The sequence below is a fragment of the Flavobacterium sp. 102 genome (assembly GCF_003634615.1).
In the GTDB taxonomy this organism is placed as follows: Bacteria; Bacteroidota; Bacteroidia; order Flavobacteriales; family Flavobacteriaceae; genus Flavobacterium.
The window spans coordinates 1,963,798-1,982,891 of the sequence record NZ_RBKX01000001.1 but is presented as its reverse complement, the minus strand read 5'-3'; the positions used below and the strand labels follow the sequence as shown (position 1 = coordinate 1,982,891).

Annotated in this window: 12 protein-coding genes; 7 read left to right on the top strand and 5 right to left on the bottom strand. The window is 37.1% G+C overall.

Annotated features, from left to right (window positions below):
- Window positions 1-81: 81 nt before the first annotated feature.
- From C8C84_RS08540 to C8C84_RS08530, 3 genes are read right to left on the bottom strand one after another with little or no spacing between them, the layout of a single operon-like run.
- A complete protein-coding gene (locus tag C8C84_RS08540; RefSeq protein WP_121313131.1) occupies window positions 82-987 on the bottom strand; it encodes a patatin family protein in 906 nt (301 codons plus the stop codon).
- Entirely contained in the window at window positions 984-3,047 is a 2,064-nt protein-coding gene (locus C8C84_RS08535; protein ID WP_121313130.1) for a M1 family metallopeptidase, read from the bottom strand. Before C8C84_RS08535 ends, C8C84_RS08540 begins: the two co-directional genes overlap by 4 nt.
- Before the next feature lie 22 nt (window positions 3,048-3,069).
- Window positions 3,070-4,122: an acyltransferase gene (locus C8C84_RS08530; protein ID WP_121313129.1), complete on the bottom strand. Its 1,053-nt coding sequence runs from the start codon at window positions 4,120-4,122 to the stop codon at window positions 3,070-3,072.
- A 123-nt stretch (window positions 4,123-4,245) separates the two neighbouring features.
- Here C8C84_RS08530 and recG point away from each other — a divergent pair, with 123 nt between their 5' ends.
- The 7 genes from recG to C8C84_RS08495 all read left to right on the top strand — a co-directional run bounded on the left by recG (window position 4,246) and on the right by C8C84_RS08495 (window position 16,408).
- Window positions 4,246-6,351, top strand: a complete 2,106-nt coding sequence (gene recG / locus C8C84_RS08525) for an ATP-dependent DNA helicase RecG (RefSeq protein WP_121313128.1) — start codon at window positions 4,246-4,248, stop codon at window positions 6,349-6,351.
- Between the two features lie 110 nt (window positions 6,352-6,461).
- Complete coding sequence (locus tag C8C84_RS08520) at window positions 6,462-7,514, top strand: efflux RND transporter periplasmic adaptor subunit (protein ID WP_121313127.1); 1,053 nt, start codon at window positions 6,462-6,464, stop codon at window positions 7,512-7,514.
- A 2-nt stretch (window positions 7,515-7,516) separates the two neighbouring features.
- Complete coding sequence (locus C8C84_RS08515) at window positions 7,517-10,630, top strand: efflux RND transporter permease subunit (RefSeq protein WP_121313126.1); 3,114 nt, start codon at window positions 7,517-7,519, stop codon at window positions 10,628-10,630.
- Between the two features lie 11 nt (window positions 10,631-10,641).
- A complete protein-coding gene (locus tag C8C84_RS08510) occupies window positions 10,642-11,949 on the top strand; it encodes a TolC family protein (RefSeq protein ID WP_121313125.1) in 1,308 nt (435 codons plus the stop codon).
- 31 nt (window positions 11,950-11,980) lie between these two features.
- Window positions 11,981-12,844 carry a bestrophin family protein gene (locus tag C8C84_RS08505; RefSeq protein ID WP_121313124.1) on the top strand — a complete coding sequence of 288 codons (864 nt, stop codon included), beginning with the start codon at window positions 11,981-11,983 and terminating at the stop codon, window positions 12,842-12,844.
- A 211-nt stretch (window positions 12,845-13,055) separates the two neighbouring features.
- Window positions 13,056-15,515: a phenylalanine--tRNA ligase subunit beta gene (gene pheT / locus C8C84_RS08500; protein ID WP_349680459.1), complete on the top strand. Its 2,460-nt coding sequence runs from the start codon at window positions 13,056-13,058 to the stop codon at window positions 15,513-15,515.
- Window positions 15,516-15,697: 182 nt separating this feature from the next.
- Window positions 15,698-16,408, top strand: coding sequence for a hypothetical protein (locus C8C84_RS08495; RefSeq protein ID WP_121313122.1), 711 nt, complete (start codon window positions 15,698-15,700; stop codon window positions 16,406-16,408).
- Window positions 16,409-16,446: 38 nt separating this feature from the next.
- Here C8C84_RS08495 and C8C84_RS08490 read toward each other — a convergent pair whose 3' ends face one another.
- On the bottom strand, window positions 16,447-16,968 hold the full coding sequence (locus C8C84_RS08490) for a helix-turn-helix domain-containing protein (protein WP_121313121.1): 522 nt from the start codon (window positions 16,966-16,968) through the stop codon (window positions 16,447-16,449).
- 228 nt (window positions 16,969-17,196) lie between these two features.
- Window positions 17,197-18,972 (bottom strand): 30S ribosomal protein S1, encoded by a 1,776-nt coding sequence (gene rpsA / locus C8C84_RS08485; RefSeq protein WP_121313120.1) that lies wholly within the window; start codon window positions 18,970-18,972, stop codon window positions 17,197-17,199.
- Window positions 18,973-19,094 lie beyond the last annotated feature (122 nt).

Below are 19,094 nucleotides of genomic sequence, written 5' to 3'. Positions count from 1 at the left end.
TCTTACTATTTATTAAATAAAAATAATAAAATAGTTACAAAAAAACGATTTAAAAGTAAGATTATTTTCAACAGAAATGTGTTACTGCAAATTATCACTCATCAATTCGCTCTTATTTTTAGCGTATTGATAGCCTTTGTGCCACCAACCCTTCATCTTGTCTTTGTTAAAAATCAAAGCGTTGTCCGTGAGTTGTGTTGGTGTATAGTATAAATTGAGTTTGGCCTCTTTATTTTTGGCCGCCAGTTTTCCAATGGTAATGTCGTGCTTTTCTACTTGTGTCAAAAGCGTTTGAAACAAATCAATCATCAAGGAAAAAGGATTTCTGCCAATTTTTTTGGTACGAACTTGGACTTCGGTCTCTAAGATTACAACATCGACTTCAGTGGCACCGCGGTTAATAGCTTCCCGAATCGGAACCAAACTCGAAAATCCGCCATCGCCATATTCATATCCGTTTTTGGTCACCAAGCTCATGAACGGAATGTAATTACAGGAAATCCAAATCCATTCGCAAAACTCATCGTAATCGTAATCCTTAATCGATTTGTATTCGACTTCATTTTTGGAAAGATTGGTCACAGTAACCACTACTTCACAGGCTGTTGATTTAAGTAAAACAAACTCTTCTCTAGTGAAATTTTCTTTAATATATTCCAAAAGTTTATGGCTTTCACCAAAAGTTCTTCTGCCTTTTAAAAACTGTTTCAAAACGTTCCAGTGGTTGATGGAAACCATTTCATTGGGCGTATTTTTGTTTTTGACTACAAACGGACTGATGTCAAAAATACTGCGCATATTGACATTAGAATAGATATTGTAAATCTTATCGACTTCACCTAAAGCCAAATGCGGAATCAACAAACTTCCGGTCGAACTGCCAATTAGAATATCATATTCACAACCGTTTTCCTGCATTAAATATTGCGCAACGCCGCCTGCAAATGCACCTTTACTTCCACCACCCGAAATCACTAAGGCTCTCATGGTTTTTCGTTTAACAGTTTTTGCAATTGGCTTTTATCGGTTTCGGGTAATGTTGGCAATAACGACTCAAACAATCCACGAATAGTTTCATCTTTCATTAACTGCCGAATCTTATCACGTCCAAACTTGCTGAACTGCCATTTGTGATGCGTTGTCGCATTGACCAAGCTTTTTAAAACTGCTGTATCTTTAATATTTATGGACAACATATTGCTGATAGCATTTTGGCGTACTGAACTTTCATATTTGGCCGAAGTATAATCGACTAATTCATTATAATAACTTGTTTTTTCAGCACTTTCTTTTTCATCAGATAAAATCGAGAATGTCAAAAACAGTATTCGCAAACTCTTGTCGTTTCCGCCTATCCAGTTTTGGGCTTTCGCCAAATAAGTTGCTCGACTTTCCGGAAAATTTTTCCATAAATTCATAAAAGCAATTTCTTTGGTTTCATAAGAAGCATCGTCTAATAATGACTCGTATTGCAATTTAAACGCTATAGGAATTTCAGTAGTAAATTCTGCCACAGCTTGGCGAACTTTAACATTATTAGTTTGCATAGCCAAAGTCAAAAACGCTGCTTTATCTTCAAATGAAACGGCTGCTAATTGGTACAAAATCTCCGTTTTCACCGGATAAAAAACATCGGTTTCTAATAACGTCGAGAATTTTTGTCTGTTTTCTGCCAAAGATTTTTTACGCAATTGTTGGGTTTCAAAAAGCGTTCGCATAAAAGCATTTTTCCTCAACAATACATTGGCTTCATCGGTTTGAAAATGATAATCTTCCAGCCAAACTTTTTTGAACTCTTCTGTGTCAAATGCCGGAGCTGCTTTCTTTATTTCGGCTAAGAAATCATCCGTTTCTACATTTTTAAATTGGTGCTTTTTCAAATAGGTTTTCACTGCTTTTTGAAACAACTTCGGACCGATAGCTTCGCGAATAACATGCAAAGCCCAAGCGCCTTTTTGGTAAAATGACAACGAACTTGCTTTCTCATTCATCACCGGAATCGTATCGGTTTTAGCAGCATTTTTCAATTGCAAGGAAGTTCGATACAATTGATGGTAAAAATAATCATCGCCAAAAACTTCGCGTTCTGCCAACAAAGCATAATAAGTCGCAAAACCTTCTTGCAACCAATGGTCTTTCCCTGATTTTGCCGTAACCAAATCGCCAAACCACTGGTGTGCCAACTCATGTGCGTTGACATTCACATAATTTCTATCGTTGAAACCAATATCATCTACGACGAAATCTTGCGCAAAAATGGTACAACTTGTATTCTCCATTCCCGCGTAAAGAAAATCTTCTACCGGGATTTGCTTGTAGATTTGCCAAGGATATTTAAAACCAATTTCTTTCTCCAAATAATCAAACATTTTCTTCGAATGGCGATAAGTTGACTCAAACTTGGCTGTGTCTTTCGGCTGGATAAAAAACTGCAACGGAATACCCGATTTGGAAGCAATGACTTTATTTCTGAAATCACCGATGACCATTGCCAATAAATAGGAACTCATTGGTTTTTGCATTTCGTAAAGCCATATTTTTTTGTCTTTATCCGGAAAAGTTTCCTTTAAAATGCCATTCACCAATACATTATAATTCTCATCATAGGTAACATTCAAATTAAAAACCAATTTCTCATTAACATCATCAAAACTCGGCAACCAATGACTGGTATATTTGCCTTGTCCTTGTGTCCAAATTTGGTTGCTTCCGACATTAAAATACATGGTTTGCTTGGGAAAAGCTTGGTAAATAAATTTGAGTTTGTTTTTGCCTTTTACAAAACCTTCGAACAGCACTAACTCTTTGTTGTTATTTTTAAATTTTACCGATTTTCCATTAATTTCAACTGTGCTAAAAGTCATATTCACAGCATCAATTCTAATCGAATCAATAGCCGAAATCACTTTGAATTCATAGGTAACAACGCCATCCACTTTTTTAGTTTCCATTTCCGGATATACGGAAGCATTGCATTTGATAAAATCCACTTTTGGGGTTTGTTGGGCAAAAGAAATAAAGGAAAAGAGAAAGAAAAAGTATTTCATAGCGATAGGGTTTCGATTTGAACTAGGTTAATTTATCTTTCCATTTTAAGATGGGTTTTTCAATGATAACCCAAGACAAATAGCTGATAAAAATAACGAAAGCAGTTTGAATAAAAAATTCTAAATAAGAAAAATTACCCAAAGTTGAAGGCGTTTTCACGTCTAATCGATTCAGTACAACAATCCAGTATCTTGGTACTATATTGTGATATAAATATACTCCATAACTGATTAAACCAATAAAACTTAACATTTTGTTTTCAAGAATTTTAGTAACTAAAAAACTATCTTGATGGTAACGACAATAGGCAATAATAGCCACTGCAATACAAGACACCAAAAAGCGGTCAAAAAATATTGAGAACTCGTAAACAAAATAGTGCACAAAAATAAAAATCACCGAAACAACAGCGAGCACCGATACTATTTTAATAAAAACCGATTTCCATTGTGGTTTAATGACTTCTACGTAAGCCAATAAGGCGCCAATTCCAAAAGCATTAATACACGAAACGGTCAACACATAAGTAATTCCATCCATAAATAACGGAGCCAAAGTTCCAACCAAAATGGCTGTCAATAAAAGTCCTAAAATTCTATTTCTGAAAAACACCAATACCAAAAAGGGCCAAACCAAATAAAACTGTTCTTCAACAGCCAGTGACCATAAATGCGCCAAACAGCCAAACCATCTTCCTTCATTATAAATTAGATAATTGCTGGCATAAAAGAAATACCAAGCAAAATTATCCCGAAAACTATTGCCGATAATCCCATCTGTGAAATACATTAAAAACAGCACTATATAATAGATTGGAAATATTCTTAGACTACGCCTTATCACAAAACTTTTAATAAGTTGGTAGCTTGTTGCCGTTTTTGCTTTAATTTTTAACACCCCTTCAAATAAAATCCTAGAAATCAAGTATCCACTTAAAACAAAAAAAATATTAACCCCAAAAGGGCCAACAGGTATCATTTTCATAAAATGACCCTCAGGAAATCTATGCCAAATAATTACCATAAGAACAGCTATTGCCCTAATACCATTTAATCCGGAGATGTATTTAGTCATAAAAATAGTAAGTCAGAAAAAAAATAAATATAGAATTTCAAATCAATATAAAATGAAATTTAAGCTAAAAAAATAAACTATATTCGCATGTACATACTTTTTAAGTGTCTTCTATAGTATTTCATGAATAATCTTCTGCAAACTCCCATCGAATACCTCAAAGGCGTTGGTCCGCAACGCGGAGAATTGTTGCGCAAGGAAATTGGCATTCACCGCTATGAAGATTTACTTAATTTTTACCCGAATCGTTACATTGACAGAACGCGTTATTACAAGATTAACGAACTGAATAACAATCCGGCTGAAGTACAAATCATTGGCAAAATTATCAATATTAAAACCGTCGAATTTGGCAAAGCCAAAAAAAGATTAGTCGCTTCTTTCGTAGACGAAACCGGTCAAATGGAACTCAACTGGTTCCAAGGTCACAAATGGATTCGCGATACGTTAAAACTCAATACACCTTATGTCATTTTTGGAAAAGTAACCAATTTCAACGGTCAATACAGCATGGCGCATCCGGAAATGGAACTGCTCAACGAACACGAACAAAGTTTGCGTTCGGCGATGCAACCGGTTTATCCATCAACCGAAACTTTGACCAATCGCGGCATTTCCAATCGCGTGGTGAATAAAATGATGCAACAAGTTTTTTTGGAAACCCAAGCCCAATTTTCAGAAACGCTACCGCAATATTTAATCGAGGAACTAAAGTTGATTCCGAAAAACGCAGCGTTATTCAACATTCATTTCCCTAAAAGTCCCGAACTTTTGGCGAAAGCGCAATTCCGATTGAAATTTGAAGAATTGTTTTTTATCCAATTGCAATTGATTACCAAAAACCTGGTTCGCAAGCATAAGATTAAAGGACATCCGTTTACGATTGTTGGTGACAATTTCAATAATTTCTACCAAAACCATTTGCCGTTTGAGTTGACGAATGCGCAGAAAAAAGTGCTTAAAGAAATTCGAAACGACATGGGCACAAATGCACAAATGAACCGATTATTACAAGGCGATGTTGGTTCGGGAAAAACGATTGTTGCTTTAATGGCGATGTTGATTGCGTTGGATAATGGTTTCCAAAGTTGCTTGATGGCGCCAACGGAAATTTTGGCCAACCAACATTACAACGGCTTAACCGAATTGGCTAAAGATCTTAACATCAATATCAAAATACTCACCGGTTCAACCAAAACTGCGGAACGGAAAATCATTCACGAAGCGTTGGAAAATGGTAGTCTTCATATACTTATTGGAACTCACGCTTTACTCGAAGACAAAGTAAAATTTAATAATTTGGGTTTGGCGATTATTGACGAGCAACATCGTTTTGGAGTAGAACAACGTTCCAAACTTTGGCAAAAAAACGACATTCCACCACATGTTTTGGTGATGACTGCTACGCCTATTCCGAGAACACTGGCGATGAGTTTGTATGGCGATTTGGATATTTCTGTCATCGACGAATTGCCACCGGGAAGAAAACCAATCCAAACCGTACATCGATATGACAGCAACCGTTTGAAAGTGTGGAAGTTTATTAAAGACGAAATTGCAAAAGGCCGCCAAATCTACATCGTTTATCCTTTGATTAAAGAAAGTGAAACAATGGATTACAAAGATTTGATGGATGGCTACGAAAGCATTTCGAGAGATTTTCCTTTACCACAATACAGTATTTCCATCGTTCACGGCAAAATGAAACCTGCTGATAAAGATGCCGAAATGAAACGCTTCGCAGAAGGCAAAACCAATATTATGGTGGCGACTACTGTGATTGAAGTTGGGGTCAATATTCCGAATGCCAGTGTCATGATTATTGAAAGCGCCGAACGTTTTGGCTTGTCACAATTACATCAGCTTCGCGGTCGCGTTGGTCGTGGTGCCGAACAAAGTTATTGCATTTTAATGACTTCTTTCAAATTGTCGAGCGATAGTAAAATTCGCTTAGAGACTATGGTAAAAACCAACGATGGTTTTGAAATTGCCGAAGTCGATTTAAAACTCCGCGGTCCGGGCGATATTATGGGCAAACAACAAAGTGGTGTGTTGAATTTGCAAATTGCCGATTTGGTCAAAGACAAAGACATTTTGCTTTTGGCACGACACGAAGCCTTAAAACTTCTGAAAAAAGATGCTTCAATGACTTTACCCGAACACCAAAGTCTTCGAGCGGTCTTTATTGAACTCACTAAAAAGAAAAATATCTGGAATTATATCAGTTAAAGATATTTGTACCTACAAGTGTTAAATAAAAACTAAGTGTACCGCCGTTTTCATTGGTAAGAATTAGATTTGCATGAACAACTATCATCTAATTAAGACGAAGAATTTCAATGAAAGTAAAAAATATTGTCATCGCCATTTTAGTCATTGCTCTCGGAGGAATGATTGTATACAGAATCACCAAGAACAAAGCCGAAAAAGGAAAAGACAAAAATGATAAAAAACCGCCTATTGGGGTTAGTGCGTTTGTTGTTAAAGGTCAAGATTTTTCCAATACCATTTCGCTTTCCGGTTCTATTGAAGCCAATGAGCAAATTGAAATCAGAAGTGAAGTTTCCGGAATTGTAGAAACCATTTCTTTCACAGAAGGCAGCAATGTCAGCAAAGGGCAAGTCTTATTTAAAGTCAATGATATAGAACTCAGAGCGCAATTGGCTCAAGCCAAAACCAGAGAAAGTTTGTCTTCAGAAAACGAACGAAGAGCCAAATTACTGCTACAAAAAGAAGCCATCAGCCAAGAAGAATACGACATCGCCAGTGCCGATTTCAGAACCGCTAAAGCACAAACCCAATTGATACAAGCACAAATTGGTAAAACCACGGTAAGAGCACCATTTTCCGGAAAGATTGGTTTGAGAAGTATTTCTCCGGGAACTTATGTCACGCCGGCGACTTTGATAGCCAAATTAGTTAGTACTAATCCATTAAAAATCACGTTCTCTATTCCTGAAAAATACGCTACAGAAATCAATAAAAATGCTGTAATCACTTTCACGGTGCCAAATGTAACCGACAAATTCACTGCCAAGATTTACGCTTTGGAACCTGCCATTGAAGCCACTACAAGAACATTGCAAATCAGAGCATTGACAGACAATTCTAACGGAAAATTATTGCCCGGAACTTTTGCGAATATCGAATTGCCTTTAAAAAACATCAAAGATGCTATCATCATTCCAACGGAAGCGATTGTTCCGATTCAAGATGGTAAAAAAGTGTTTATTGCCAACAACGGTAAGGCGAAAGAAATAAAAATTACAACCTTAACCCGAACCGATAAAGATGTTGTTGTTACTTCAGGGCTGAAAATCGGTGATACGGTACTGACTTCCGGTGTAATGTCCTTAAAAGAGGAAGCAGACATTAAAGTAAAACTTAAATAATTATGAGTTTATCCACTTTAAGTATCAAACGACCGGTTTTTACGATTGTAATTAACCTGACCATTGTTCTTTTCGGAATTATCGGTTACAGCTATTTGGGCGTAAGAGAATTTCCTTCAATTGATCCGGCGCAAATTTCGGTACGTACCAATTACACCGGTGCGAATGCCGAAATTATCGAATCGCAAATCACCGAACCTTTAGAAAAAGCCATCAATTCCATCGACGGAATTCGAAATATCACTTCTTCGAGTAACCAAGGTTCCAGTAATATCACCATCGAATTTAAGTTAGAGAAAAACCTGGAAGAAGCGGCCAATGATGTTCGTGATAAAGTATCGCAAGCGATTAGAAGTTTGCCGCAAGATATTGATGCGCCGCCGGTAGTTTCTAAGGCAGATGCCGATTCTGAAGCGATTATTTCAATGACGGTTCAAAGCGATACCAAAAACGTATTGGAATTGAGCGATTATGCCGAAAATGTAATCGCCGAACGTTTGCAAACGATTCCCGGTGTGAGTAGCGTTCAAATTTGGGGACAAAAAAGATACTCAATGCGCATTTGGATTGATCCTGTAAAATTGAGTTCTTACGGCATTACCGTTTCGGAAGTCAGAGCCGCTTTGGAAAAACAAAATGTCGAATTACCCTCGGGAAAATTAACCGGTGCCAACACCGAGTTGATGGTTAAAACCATGGGGAACTTGTCGAATGAAACCGAATTCAACAATATCATTATTATTGCCAATGGAGATAAAACTGTTCGTTTGAGTGACATTGGTCGAGCCGAATTAGGTCCGGAGAATATTGAAACCCAGCTGAAAGCCAACGACCAACCGATGGTTGCTTTGGCCGTTATTCCGCAACCGGGAACCAATTACTTAGATATAGCTGAAGAATTTTACAAACAATTCGACCTTTTCAAAAAAGATTTGCCTAAAGACATTCAAATTAATGTTGCTTTAGACAATACGCTATTTATCAAAAAATCTGTTATTGAAGTAGCCGAAACCCTTTTGATTTCTATCATTTTGGTAATCTTGATAATCTTTTTATTTTTCCGTGATTGGTCCATCGCTTTCCGTCCGTTAATTGATATTCCGGTTTCCTTGATTGCTACTTTTTTCATCATGTATTTGTGTGGTTTTTCGATAAATGTGTTAACCTTATTAGCCATCGTTTTAGCTACCGGATTAGTGGTTGACGACGGAATTGTAGTCACCGAAAATATCTTTAAAAAAGTCGAAGAAGGCATGTCGCCCATAGAAGCAGCAATCAAAGGCTCGAATGAGATTTTCTTTGCGGTGATTTCTATTTCCATCACTTTAGCGGCCGTATTTTTACCAATCATCTTCTTAGAAGGTTTTGTCGGTCGATTGTTCCGAGAGTTTGGCGTCGTCATTGGCGCAGCAGTGTTAATTTCTGCTTTTGTTTCGTTAACGCTTACGCCAATGTTGAACGCGTATTTGATGAAAGGCGGCGAACAAAAGAAAACCAAGTTCTACACTTTTACCGAACCTTATTTTGAAGGTTTAAACAAAGGATATGCCTCGGCTTTGGAAAGCTTTATGCAAAAAAAATGGTTGAGCTTTCCCATTGTAATTGTCTGTCTTGGACTCATTGCGCTATTCTTTTCTATTTTACCAAAAGAAACCGCACCTTATGATGACCGAAATCTGGTCGTTGTCGGTGTAACCACACCGGAAGGATCAACTTATGATTACACCGATCGTTTTATGCAGGATATGTCCAACTTAATCAACGACAGTATTCCTGAGAAAAAAATAGCCTTAGTCATTACTTCTCCCGGTTTCTTGTCTTCCTCAGTAAATGCAGGAAGAGTTCGATTAGCACTAAATGATCCTGAAGATCGTGAGCGTTCGCAAAAAGAAATTGCCGATGATTTCACCAAATGGACTAAAAAATATTCCCAAGCCAAAGTAACCGTTTCAGAACAACCTACCATTTCTGTAAACCGTCGTGGCGGTTTGCCTATACAATATATTATTCAGGCGCCCAACTTTGAACAATTGCGTGAAAAGATTCCGCTGTTTATGGAAGAAGCCAATAAAAATGAGACTTTCTCCAATGTAGATGTAAACCTGAAATTCAATAAACCCGAAATCAATGTAACTATCGACAGAGAAAAAGCAGAAAGTTTAGGCATTTCCGTTTTGGATGTGGCGCAAACATTGCAATTATCGTTAAGTGGACAACGTTTTGGTTACTTTATGAGAAACGGTAAACAATACCAAGTCATTGGACAATTTGACGAAAAAGACCGAGATGAACCGTTGGATTTAACTTCAATGTTTGTCAAAAATAATTTAGGCGAATTGATTCAGTTAGACAATGTCGTAAAAGTCGATGAACAAAGTAATCCACCGCAATTGTATCATAACAATCGCTATATGTCAGCAACCGTTTCCGCAGGTTTAGCACCGGGAAAAAGTATGGTTGACGGAATTGAAGCGATGGATGAAATCAAAGCCAAAGTCTTAGATAATAGTTTTACAACCGACTTAGGCGGAGAATCTCGTGACTTTGTAGAAAGTAGTTCGAATACCTTATTTGCTTTTGGGTTAGCCTTATTGTTAATTTATTTGATTTTGGCAGCGCAATTCGAGAGCTTTATCGATCCGTTTATTATTATTTTAACGGTGCCAATGGCGGTTGCAGGAGCATTGTTATCACTTTGGTTGTTTGGCCAAACTTGGAATATCTTTAGCCAAATCGGAACTGTAATGTTAATTGGACTCGTCACGAAGAACGGAATTCTGATCGTCGAATTTGCCAATAAATTGCGAGAACAAGGTTTGCCTAAATACGATGCTATTATTCAAGCTTCTGAAGCGCGTTTGCGTCCTATTTTGATGACTAGTTTAGCTATTGCTTTAGGCGCGTTACCAATTGCTTTATCTCTTGGTGCCGCTTCAACGAGTAGAATTGGAATGGGTGTTGTGATTGTTGGCGGAACTGTTTTCTCCTTGATTCTGACTTTATTCGTAATTCCGGCGTTCTATTTAATGTGGTCGAAAGCAAAGAAACACCGACCGGAATTTGACAATTTAGAAGCTTTAGACTCGAGGCTGAAAGCCCAACAGAACGCAAGTTAAAAGTAAAAACTATGAAATTCAATTCATTATATATCATCTTATTGTTGTTGGTTTTTGTGCCAAAAATACAATCACAAGAGTTATTAAAACTGGAAGATGCCGTTAAAATAGCTTTGGAAAACAACTATGAAATTAAGTTGTCCAAAAACGACTTAAAAATTGACGAACTCAACAATACCATCGGAAATGCCGGAATGTTGCCTACCGTTAGCGCCACTGTGGTAAACAACAACAGTATTTTAAATACCACACAAACCCAATCTGATGGTTCGGAGAGAACTTTGGATGGTGCTCGAAATTTAAATTTAACTTATGGTATTGGCTTAGATTGGACGGTTTTTGACGGCATGAGAATGTTTGCTCGAAAAGAGCAATTGAACATTTTACAAAAGCAAGGCGAAGCCGAATTGAAATTGGCTATCCTGACCAGAATCAGTGATGTGTATCTAAACTATTTCGACTTGGTACAACAGCAACAACAATTGGCTGCGATTGATACTGCAATTGTGATTTCAGAAGAAAGAGTGAATACGGCTCAAAACCGTTACAGCATTGGTAAAGCGGCAAAATTAGAAGTCCTAAACGCACAAGTTGACCTCAATGCTGACAAAAGCTTACGTCTCAAGCAAATTGAATTAATCAAAACTGCTAAAATTCGTTTGAATGAAATTCTAGCCCGCGATGTACAAACCGATTTCATAGTAACCGATGAAATTACTGTTGATGAGCAACTCAAATATGACGAACTCAAGTCATCTGCTGACCAACAAAACCCACAACTACAAGCGCAACTATTGAACAAAAATATCGCAGAACAACAACTCAAGCAAGTCAAAGCCGGTCGTTATCCGACAGTTAGGATTACTTCAGGTTACAATTTTACGCGTTCGGAAGCTTCGTTGGGTTTTGTTACGCAATCTTCGGGTAGAGGTTTGGTTTACGGCATCAATGCTTCGGTTCCTATCTTCAATGGTAGCCTCCAAAACCGAAATGAAAAAATTGCCAAAGTACAATTGGAAAGCGCCAACGTTACGTTGGAACAACAAAAAAGAAGTTTGGAAAGTCAATTGAATTCGGCGTTTGCGAGTTATGAAACCAATTTAGAACTTAGCAAAGTAGAAGCCAAAAACTTAGAGATAGCCGAGCAAAACTTAGACATTACGTTGTCTAAATTCAAAATCGGAACCATTACGCCTATCGAATTCAGAACAGCCCAACAGAATTTTTTGGATGCCAAAGTACGTTACAGCAATGCGATGTATTTGACTAAAATTCACGAAATCACCTTAAAAGAATTAGCAGGAAGTTTGAGTTTTTAATGTATTTTTGGTCTCAAATTTCGATATCAAAATGGTAAAATACAACCCAAAAGACTGGATTACTTTTATTTTCAGATTCCACAAAGCCGATACTTTCCGACAATTATTTCCGATGATGATTTTCATTGGATTGTATTCTGCCGGAATTTGCTATTTGGAAGTCGAATATTGGAAATTGTCCCAAGAAAGTCATGTCAAAAACATCTCCATCATGCATGGCATGTTAGGTTTTGTAATTTCTTTATTATTGGCTTATCGCACGAATACTGCTTACGACCGTTGGTGGGAAGGCCGAAAACTTTGGGGTTCATTGGTAAACAACAGTCGAAACTTAGCCATCAAACTTTCGGCTATGTTGAACGACGAGCACGATAAAAGGTACTTGCGCTTTTTGATTCCGACTTATGCTTCCATTTTATCCAAACATTTGAGTAATGAAGAAGTCGGCCAAATTCTTTTTGAAGATGTTGAATTAAAAATCAATCACGAAAAGCACAAACCGAATCAAGTAGCACAAGTATTGTTTAAAAAGATACACGACTTACACCAATCGGGTAAAATTTCCGGTGACCAATTGATTATTTTGAACTCCGAGTTACAATCGTTTACTGATGTTTGCGGTGCTTGTGAACGTATCAAAAACACGCCTATTCCCTACTCTTACAGCGCTTTTATCAAGAAGTTTATTTTCTTTTACGTAATGACATTACCTTTTGGTTACGTATTTAGTTTGGGTTATTATGTGATTCCTGTCGTGGTTTTTATTTTTTATGTTTTAGCAAGTTTAGAGTTAATTGCCGAAGAAATTGAAGATCCTTTTGGTACTGATGCCAACGACTTACCAACGGGTAAAATCGCGGAAAACATCAAACGACACATAGAAGAAATACTGTAACCATTGTATGTTTCAATTGCGATTTATTTTGAAAAGCCAAACGTTTTCATTAGCCCCGATTCCTTCGGCAGTCGCTTCGCTCGTGTGGAGCTAGCTACCGTGTAGCGCGGATAGCGGGAGGAGGTTTTCTTAAATAAGAAAATGCGATGCTTCTAATTGAAAATATTACCCAACAATCATCGATAAACGACACAATTTTGTTTTATCTCTCATCAGCAATAACTATATTTGCACCCTTAAAGTACAATACATGAGAATCTCTTACAATTGGTTAAAACAATTCATTAAAATAGATTTAAAATCAGAAGAAACCGCAGCCATCTTAACCGATTTAGGTTTGGAAGTGGAAGTGGTTGAAAAATACCAATCGGTTCGCGGCGGATTAGAAGGCGTTGTCGTTGGTCACGTCCTGACTTGCGAAAAACATCCCGATGCTGACCGATTAAAAATTACTACCGTTGATTTAGGCGAAGGTTCTCCGGTGCAAATTGTATGCGGTGCTGCGAATGTAGCGGCTGGTCAAAAAGTACCGGTAGCGACTATCGGAACCAAATTGTTTGACGCAGCAGGCGTTGAATTTGAAATCAAAAAAGGAAAAATCCGCGGACAAGAAAGTCACGGAATGATTTGTGCCGAAGACGAACTTGGTTTAGGAACAAGTCATGACGGGATTATGGTTTTGGACGCCAATTTAAAACCGGGAACGCCTTGTGCCAAAGTATTCAATATAGAAAATGACGAAGTGTTCGAAATTGGTTTAACACCCAACCGTGCCGATGCGATGTCACATTATGGCGTAGCGCGTGATTTGCGTGCCAGTCTGTTACAAAAAAACAGCAACATCGAGTTGATTACACCTTCGGTAAGTACTTTCAGAATTGACAAACGAACTTTAAAAATAGACGTTGATGTTAAAGACAGCAAGTTGGCACCAAGATATTGCGGTGTTACGCTTTCAGGCTTGACCGTAAAACCTTCACCGGAATGGTTGCAAAATCGTTTGAAAGCGATTGGACTTACACCAAAAAATAACATCGTTGACGTTACCAATTATATTTTACACGATTTAGGTCAACCGCTTCACGCTTTTGATGCTGCGAAAATCAATGGAAAAATTGTGGTGCAAACTGCGGTTGCCGGCACAAAATTTACCACTTTAGACGACGTTGAAAGAACGTTACACGAAGAAGATTTGATGATTTGTGACGAAAAAGGACCATTGTGCATCGCCGGAGTTTTTGGAGGAAAAGGGTCAGGCGTTTCAGAGACTACCAATTCTATTTTCTTGGAAAGCGCCTATTTCAATCCGGTTTCTATTCGTAAATCAGCAAAAAGACATGCTTTGAATACCGATGCTTCTTTCCGTTTTGAAAGAGGAATCGACCCGAATATTACCGAATTTGCATTGAAACGTGCCGCACTTTTGATTAAAGAAGTAGCCGGTGGCGAAATCACTTCGGACATTGTAGATTTTTACCCAAAAAAGATTGAAGACTTCCCGGTTCTTTTAAATTTTGATAAAACGTCAAAATTAATTGGGCAAGAATTACCTAAAGAAACCATCAAGAAAATCTTGGCATCATTGGACATCAAAGTCAACAGCGTTTCCGATGCCGGTTTGGGATTAATTATTCCGTCTTACCGTGTGGATGTGCAACGTGAAGTCGATGTAATTGAGGAAATTCTACGTGTTTATGGTTACAATAACATCAATTTTACCAAAAAGTTGAATGCTACGGTTTCCAATTCGGCACGAACAGAAGATTATAAAGTACAGAATATCATCGCCGCACAGTTGAACGGTCTAGGTTTCCACGAAATGATGGCGAATTCCTTGACTACGCCGGATTATGTTGGTTTGTCCGAAATGCTGAAAGAAGAGTACAACGTAATGATGTTGAATCCGTTGAGCAATGACTTGTCGGCGATGCGTCAGTCGATGTTATTCTCGGGTTTAGAAGCTGTTTCGTATAACATTAACCGCAGAAATGGTGATTTGAAATTATTCGAATTAGGGAAAACTTATCATAAAGAACTTAACGGCTATAACGAACCAAAGCACTTGACGTTATTCGTTTCAGGAAACCGAAATGAAGAAAGTTGGACCAATGCTCAAAAACCTTCGGATTTCTTTTTATTCAAAGGTTATGTTACTTCAGTTTTAGACCGATTGGGCATTACCAAAGTACAAAACAAACCGGTAACCTCTGATGTATTTGCTGAAGGCTTGGCAATCGCTTCGGGTAATGATACTTTGGTGGAATTTGGTACAGTAAAGAAATCGATTTTGAAACATTTTGATATCAAACAAGAAGTGTTCTTTGCTGATTTCAATTGGAACTTAATTTTAAAACTTATCGGCAGCAAAATTAAATTTACTGACATTCCGAAATATCCTGAAGTACGCAGAGATTTAGCGCTTTTAGTAGACGAATCAGTAGCTTTTGATGCGATTTATAACATTGCGCGTCAAACAGAGAAATCACTTTTAAAAGACATTAATTTATTCGATGTTTACCAAGGTAAAAACCTACCGGAAGGCAAAAAATCATATGCGGTGAGTTTCACTTTACAAGACAATTCCAAAACCTTAACCGACGAGCAAATTGACAAAATCATGAACAAGTTGCAGAAGAATATGGAAAATGAATTGGGTGCGAGTTTGAGATAAATATTATTCGTAGAGACGTGATTAATTGTAGAGACGTGATTATTCGTAGAGACGTGATTATTCGTAGAGACGTGATTAATCGTAGAGACGCGATTAATCGCGTCTCTACGTGTTACATATAAATAGAAATGCTCGAAGAAATTCGGGCATTTTTTATACATTTAAACTTTAATCCTTTCCTTATGAAAAATATAATTGCGGTTTTCATATTACTTATTGTTGTTGGTTGTGATGATACTAAAGAAAAAACAATACAAGATTTGCTTGTACAAAACAATAAGTATTATAGCGTTCAGTTAGAAGAATACAAACTTGAATTAGAACAGCAGAGAGAAGATGATCCGGCTCATTTTGATGAAGAATATTATCAAACGATTGACAGCAGTTTTGCCGCAATTAATAAGCTAAAATCAATAGCTAATTACGACCATACTTTTGAAACGATAAAAGGGCTTGGCTATGAACTAAAGATTGACGAAAAGATAAAAGCTATCCAATCAGATGATTTGGAGGTTCTTAAAAACAACTTGTATGTCAATTTGCTAAACGTGGTCCATAGAAAAAGAGTAATAGCCTCATTAAGACAATCAACGCATTGTGTTCTTGGCAGTAATTATTTTAAGATTGTCAAAAAAAATGAAAATGATTCAGTCTCGCTGAGTATCTACACTCATAACAACTTTCAGGTAAATATTGATGAAATATCTGATGGCGATGAATACCTACAATATTTGTCAAACCCGCAAAATATGGTATGGAGTATAAAATACAAACCCAAATCAAAAAACACCCATTGCACCGGAAGAATATTTTTCAACGATCCTTATTATGGAAGAATACTAATGATTCAGGAGTTTAATGATAAAAATGCTCTGAGTGAAAACCCATTTTAAATAAAAAATCAAGGGTTCCAATTTCGTGTTATTTAAAATTATATTTCATCCAAAGCAGCTTTGAGCACTAATGCTTCCTTTTCCAAAATAGCCTGATGTATCCGGAACTTTAATAAAGGCAATCCGGTTTTATCTATCCCTTTTTTGGCTGTTGTTTCTATTGCCTTTAAGGTGTTTATCATTGGTTCAGTAATCTCCTGCGAGGAAGCTAAAAAGTCTGTCAACTGCAACATCCTTATATGAGCTTCATACTTTTTGCTGCTTGCTGCTATTTTTCGGGTTACCGTTAATAACTGGTATTGATTTTCTTTTAACAAAGCTTCCAGTACTTTTCTTTTTTCATTTTCCTGATGAATAACTGATGGCAAAGCTTTGAAATCTCGGGCTTCCGAATTCATAAGTTGCATTTTTATGTTGCCGAGTAAGATCAAGGCCGCTGTTGGCAAACTCCTTTTACCGGATTCATACATAGACCACTGAGCTCTGCTAATTTTTAACAACATGGCCATCTCCAATTGGGTGATACCTAACAACTCCCTAATATTATCGCGCTTTTCCATTGGCTTACCTTTTTATCGATTCCAACAAAAACGCTGCCAAAGTGTTTCATTTTCTTTTTCTAAAATAAATTTGAAACAGTTGTTGTTGCAAATTTTGTATTGCAATCTCATTTTGAAACAAGAAATTTTCTATTAAATTAGAGACGCGATTAATCGCGTCTCTACGTGATGCATATAAACAAAAAAAGCCCCGATTTCTCGAGGCTTTCTATTATTCAAAAACAAGAATTATTTCTTTTTCTCGTTCTTTTCCATTTTTGCTTTTAATCCGGCAAGAATGTCATTGTTATCTCCAAGAGTTGAAGCAGGAGCATTGTTATTAGAAGCTACTGATTCAGCAACCGCTTTAACGTTTTTCTCTTCTTCTTCTCTGAAAATAGCAGTGTGTGAAGCTACAACTCTTTTGAATTCTTTGTTGAACTCAATTACTTTGAATTCTGCTTCATCACCTTTTTTCAATTTCTTACCATCTTCTTTTTCTAAGTGACGTGTTGGAATAAACGCAACAACATCATCTCCGAAATCTACAGTAGCACCTTTGTCAACAATCTCAGCGATAGTTCCGTTGTGGATAGTTCCAACAGCGAAAGCATCTTCATGTTTGTCCCAAGGATTAGCAGTAGTTTGTTTGTGACCTAAAGATAACTTACGACCGTCAACATCTAATTCTAATACTACTACCTCTAATTGATCACCTACGTTCACAAACTCTGATGGATGTTTGATTTTCTTAGTCCAAGATAAATCAGAGATATACACTAAACCGTCGATTCCTTCTTCTAACTCAACGAATATACCGAAGTTAGTAAAGTTTCTAACGATACCTGTGTGTTTAGAACCTACAGGATATTTAGACGTGATATCTGTCCATGGATCTTGTGTCATTTGTTTGATACCTAAAGACATTTTTCTATCATCTCTATCAAGAGTCAAGATAACGGCTTCAACTACATCACCAACTTTAACGAAATCCTGAGCACTTCTCAAGTGAGTTGACCAAGACATTTCAGAAACGTGGATTAAACCTTCAACGCCTTCAGCCACTTCGATAAATGCACCGTAATCAGCGATTACTACTACTTTACCTTTTACTTTATCTCCAATAGTTAATTTAGAGTCTAAAGCATCCCATGGATGAGCGTTTAATTGTTTTAAACCTAATTGGATTCTTGTTTTCTCATCATCGAAATCAAGGATAACCACGTTTAATTTTTGGTCTAATTCCAATACTTCACTTGGGTGATTGATTCTTGACCAAGAAAGGTCAGTAATGTGGATTAATCCATCAACACCACCTAAATCAATAAACACACCATAAGAAGTAATGTTTTTAACAACACCTTCTAATACTTGTCCTTTTTCTAATTGACCAATGATTTCTTTTTTCTGAACTTCGATGTCAGCTTCGATAAGCGCTTTGTGTGAAACAACAACGTTTTTGAATTCGTGGTTAATTTTTACCACTTTGAATTCCATCATTTTGTTTACGTATACATCATAGTCACGGATTGGTTTCACATCAATTTGTGATCCCGGTAAAAACGCTTCGATACCGAAAACGTCAACGATCATACCACCTTTAGTTCTACATTTTACGAAACCGTTAACGATTTCTCCTGTTTCATTGGCAGCAATCACTCTATCCCATGATTTGATAGTTCTTGCTTTTCTGTGTGATAATACCAATTGACCTGTTTTGTCCTCACGAACGTCAATTAATACTTCAACTTTGTCACCCACTTTTAAAGCCGGGTTGTAACGGAACTCATTTAAAGAGATAACTCCTTCTGATTTCGCGTTAATGTCAACGATGGCGTCTCTGTCAGTGATTCTAACTACCACACCTTCTACTACTTCTTCTTGATCCGTAGAAATGAAAGTTTTAGTTACTAAATCTTCAAACTCTTGTAAGTTTTTCTGATCTACTGCATCAATTCCTTCTGCGTAATTGTGCCAGTTAAATTCGTTTAAAAACGCTTGTTGTTCTTTGTTTAATTCAGACATGCTGATAAAAAATTTGTATGCTGTGCTTCTTGAGTTTCTTAATGCGATAGACAACACAACAGTGTTAGATATAAATTGTTGAACCCTAATGGAAACTCTACTCCGCCAAAAGGTCTGCAAAA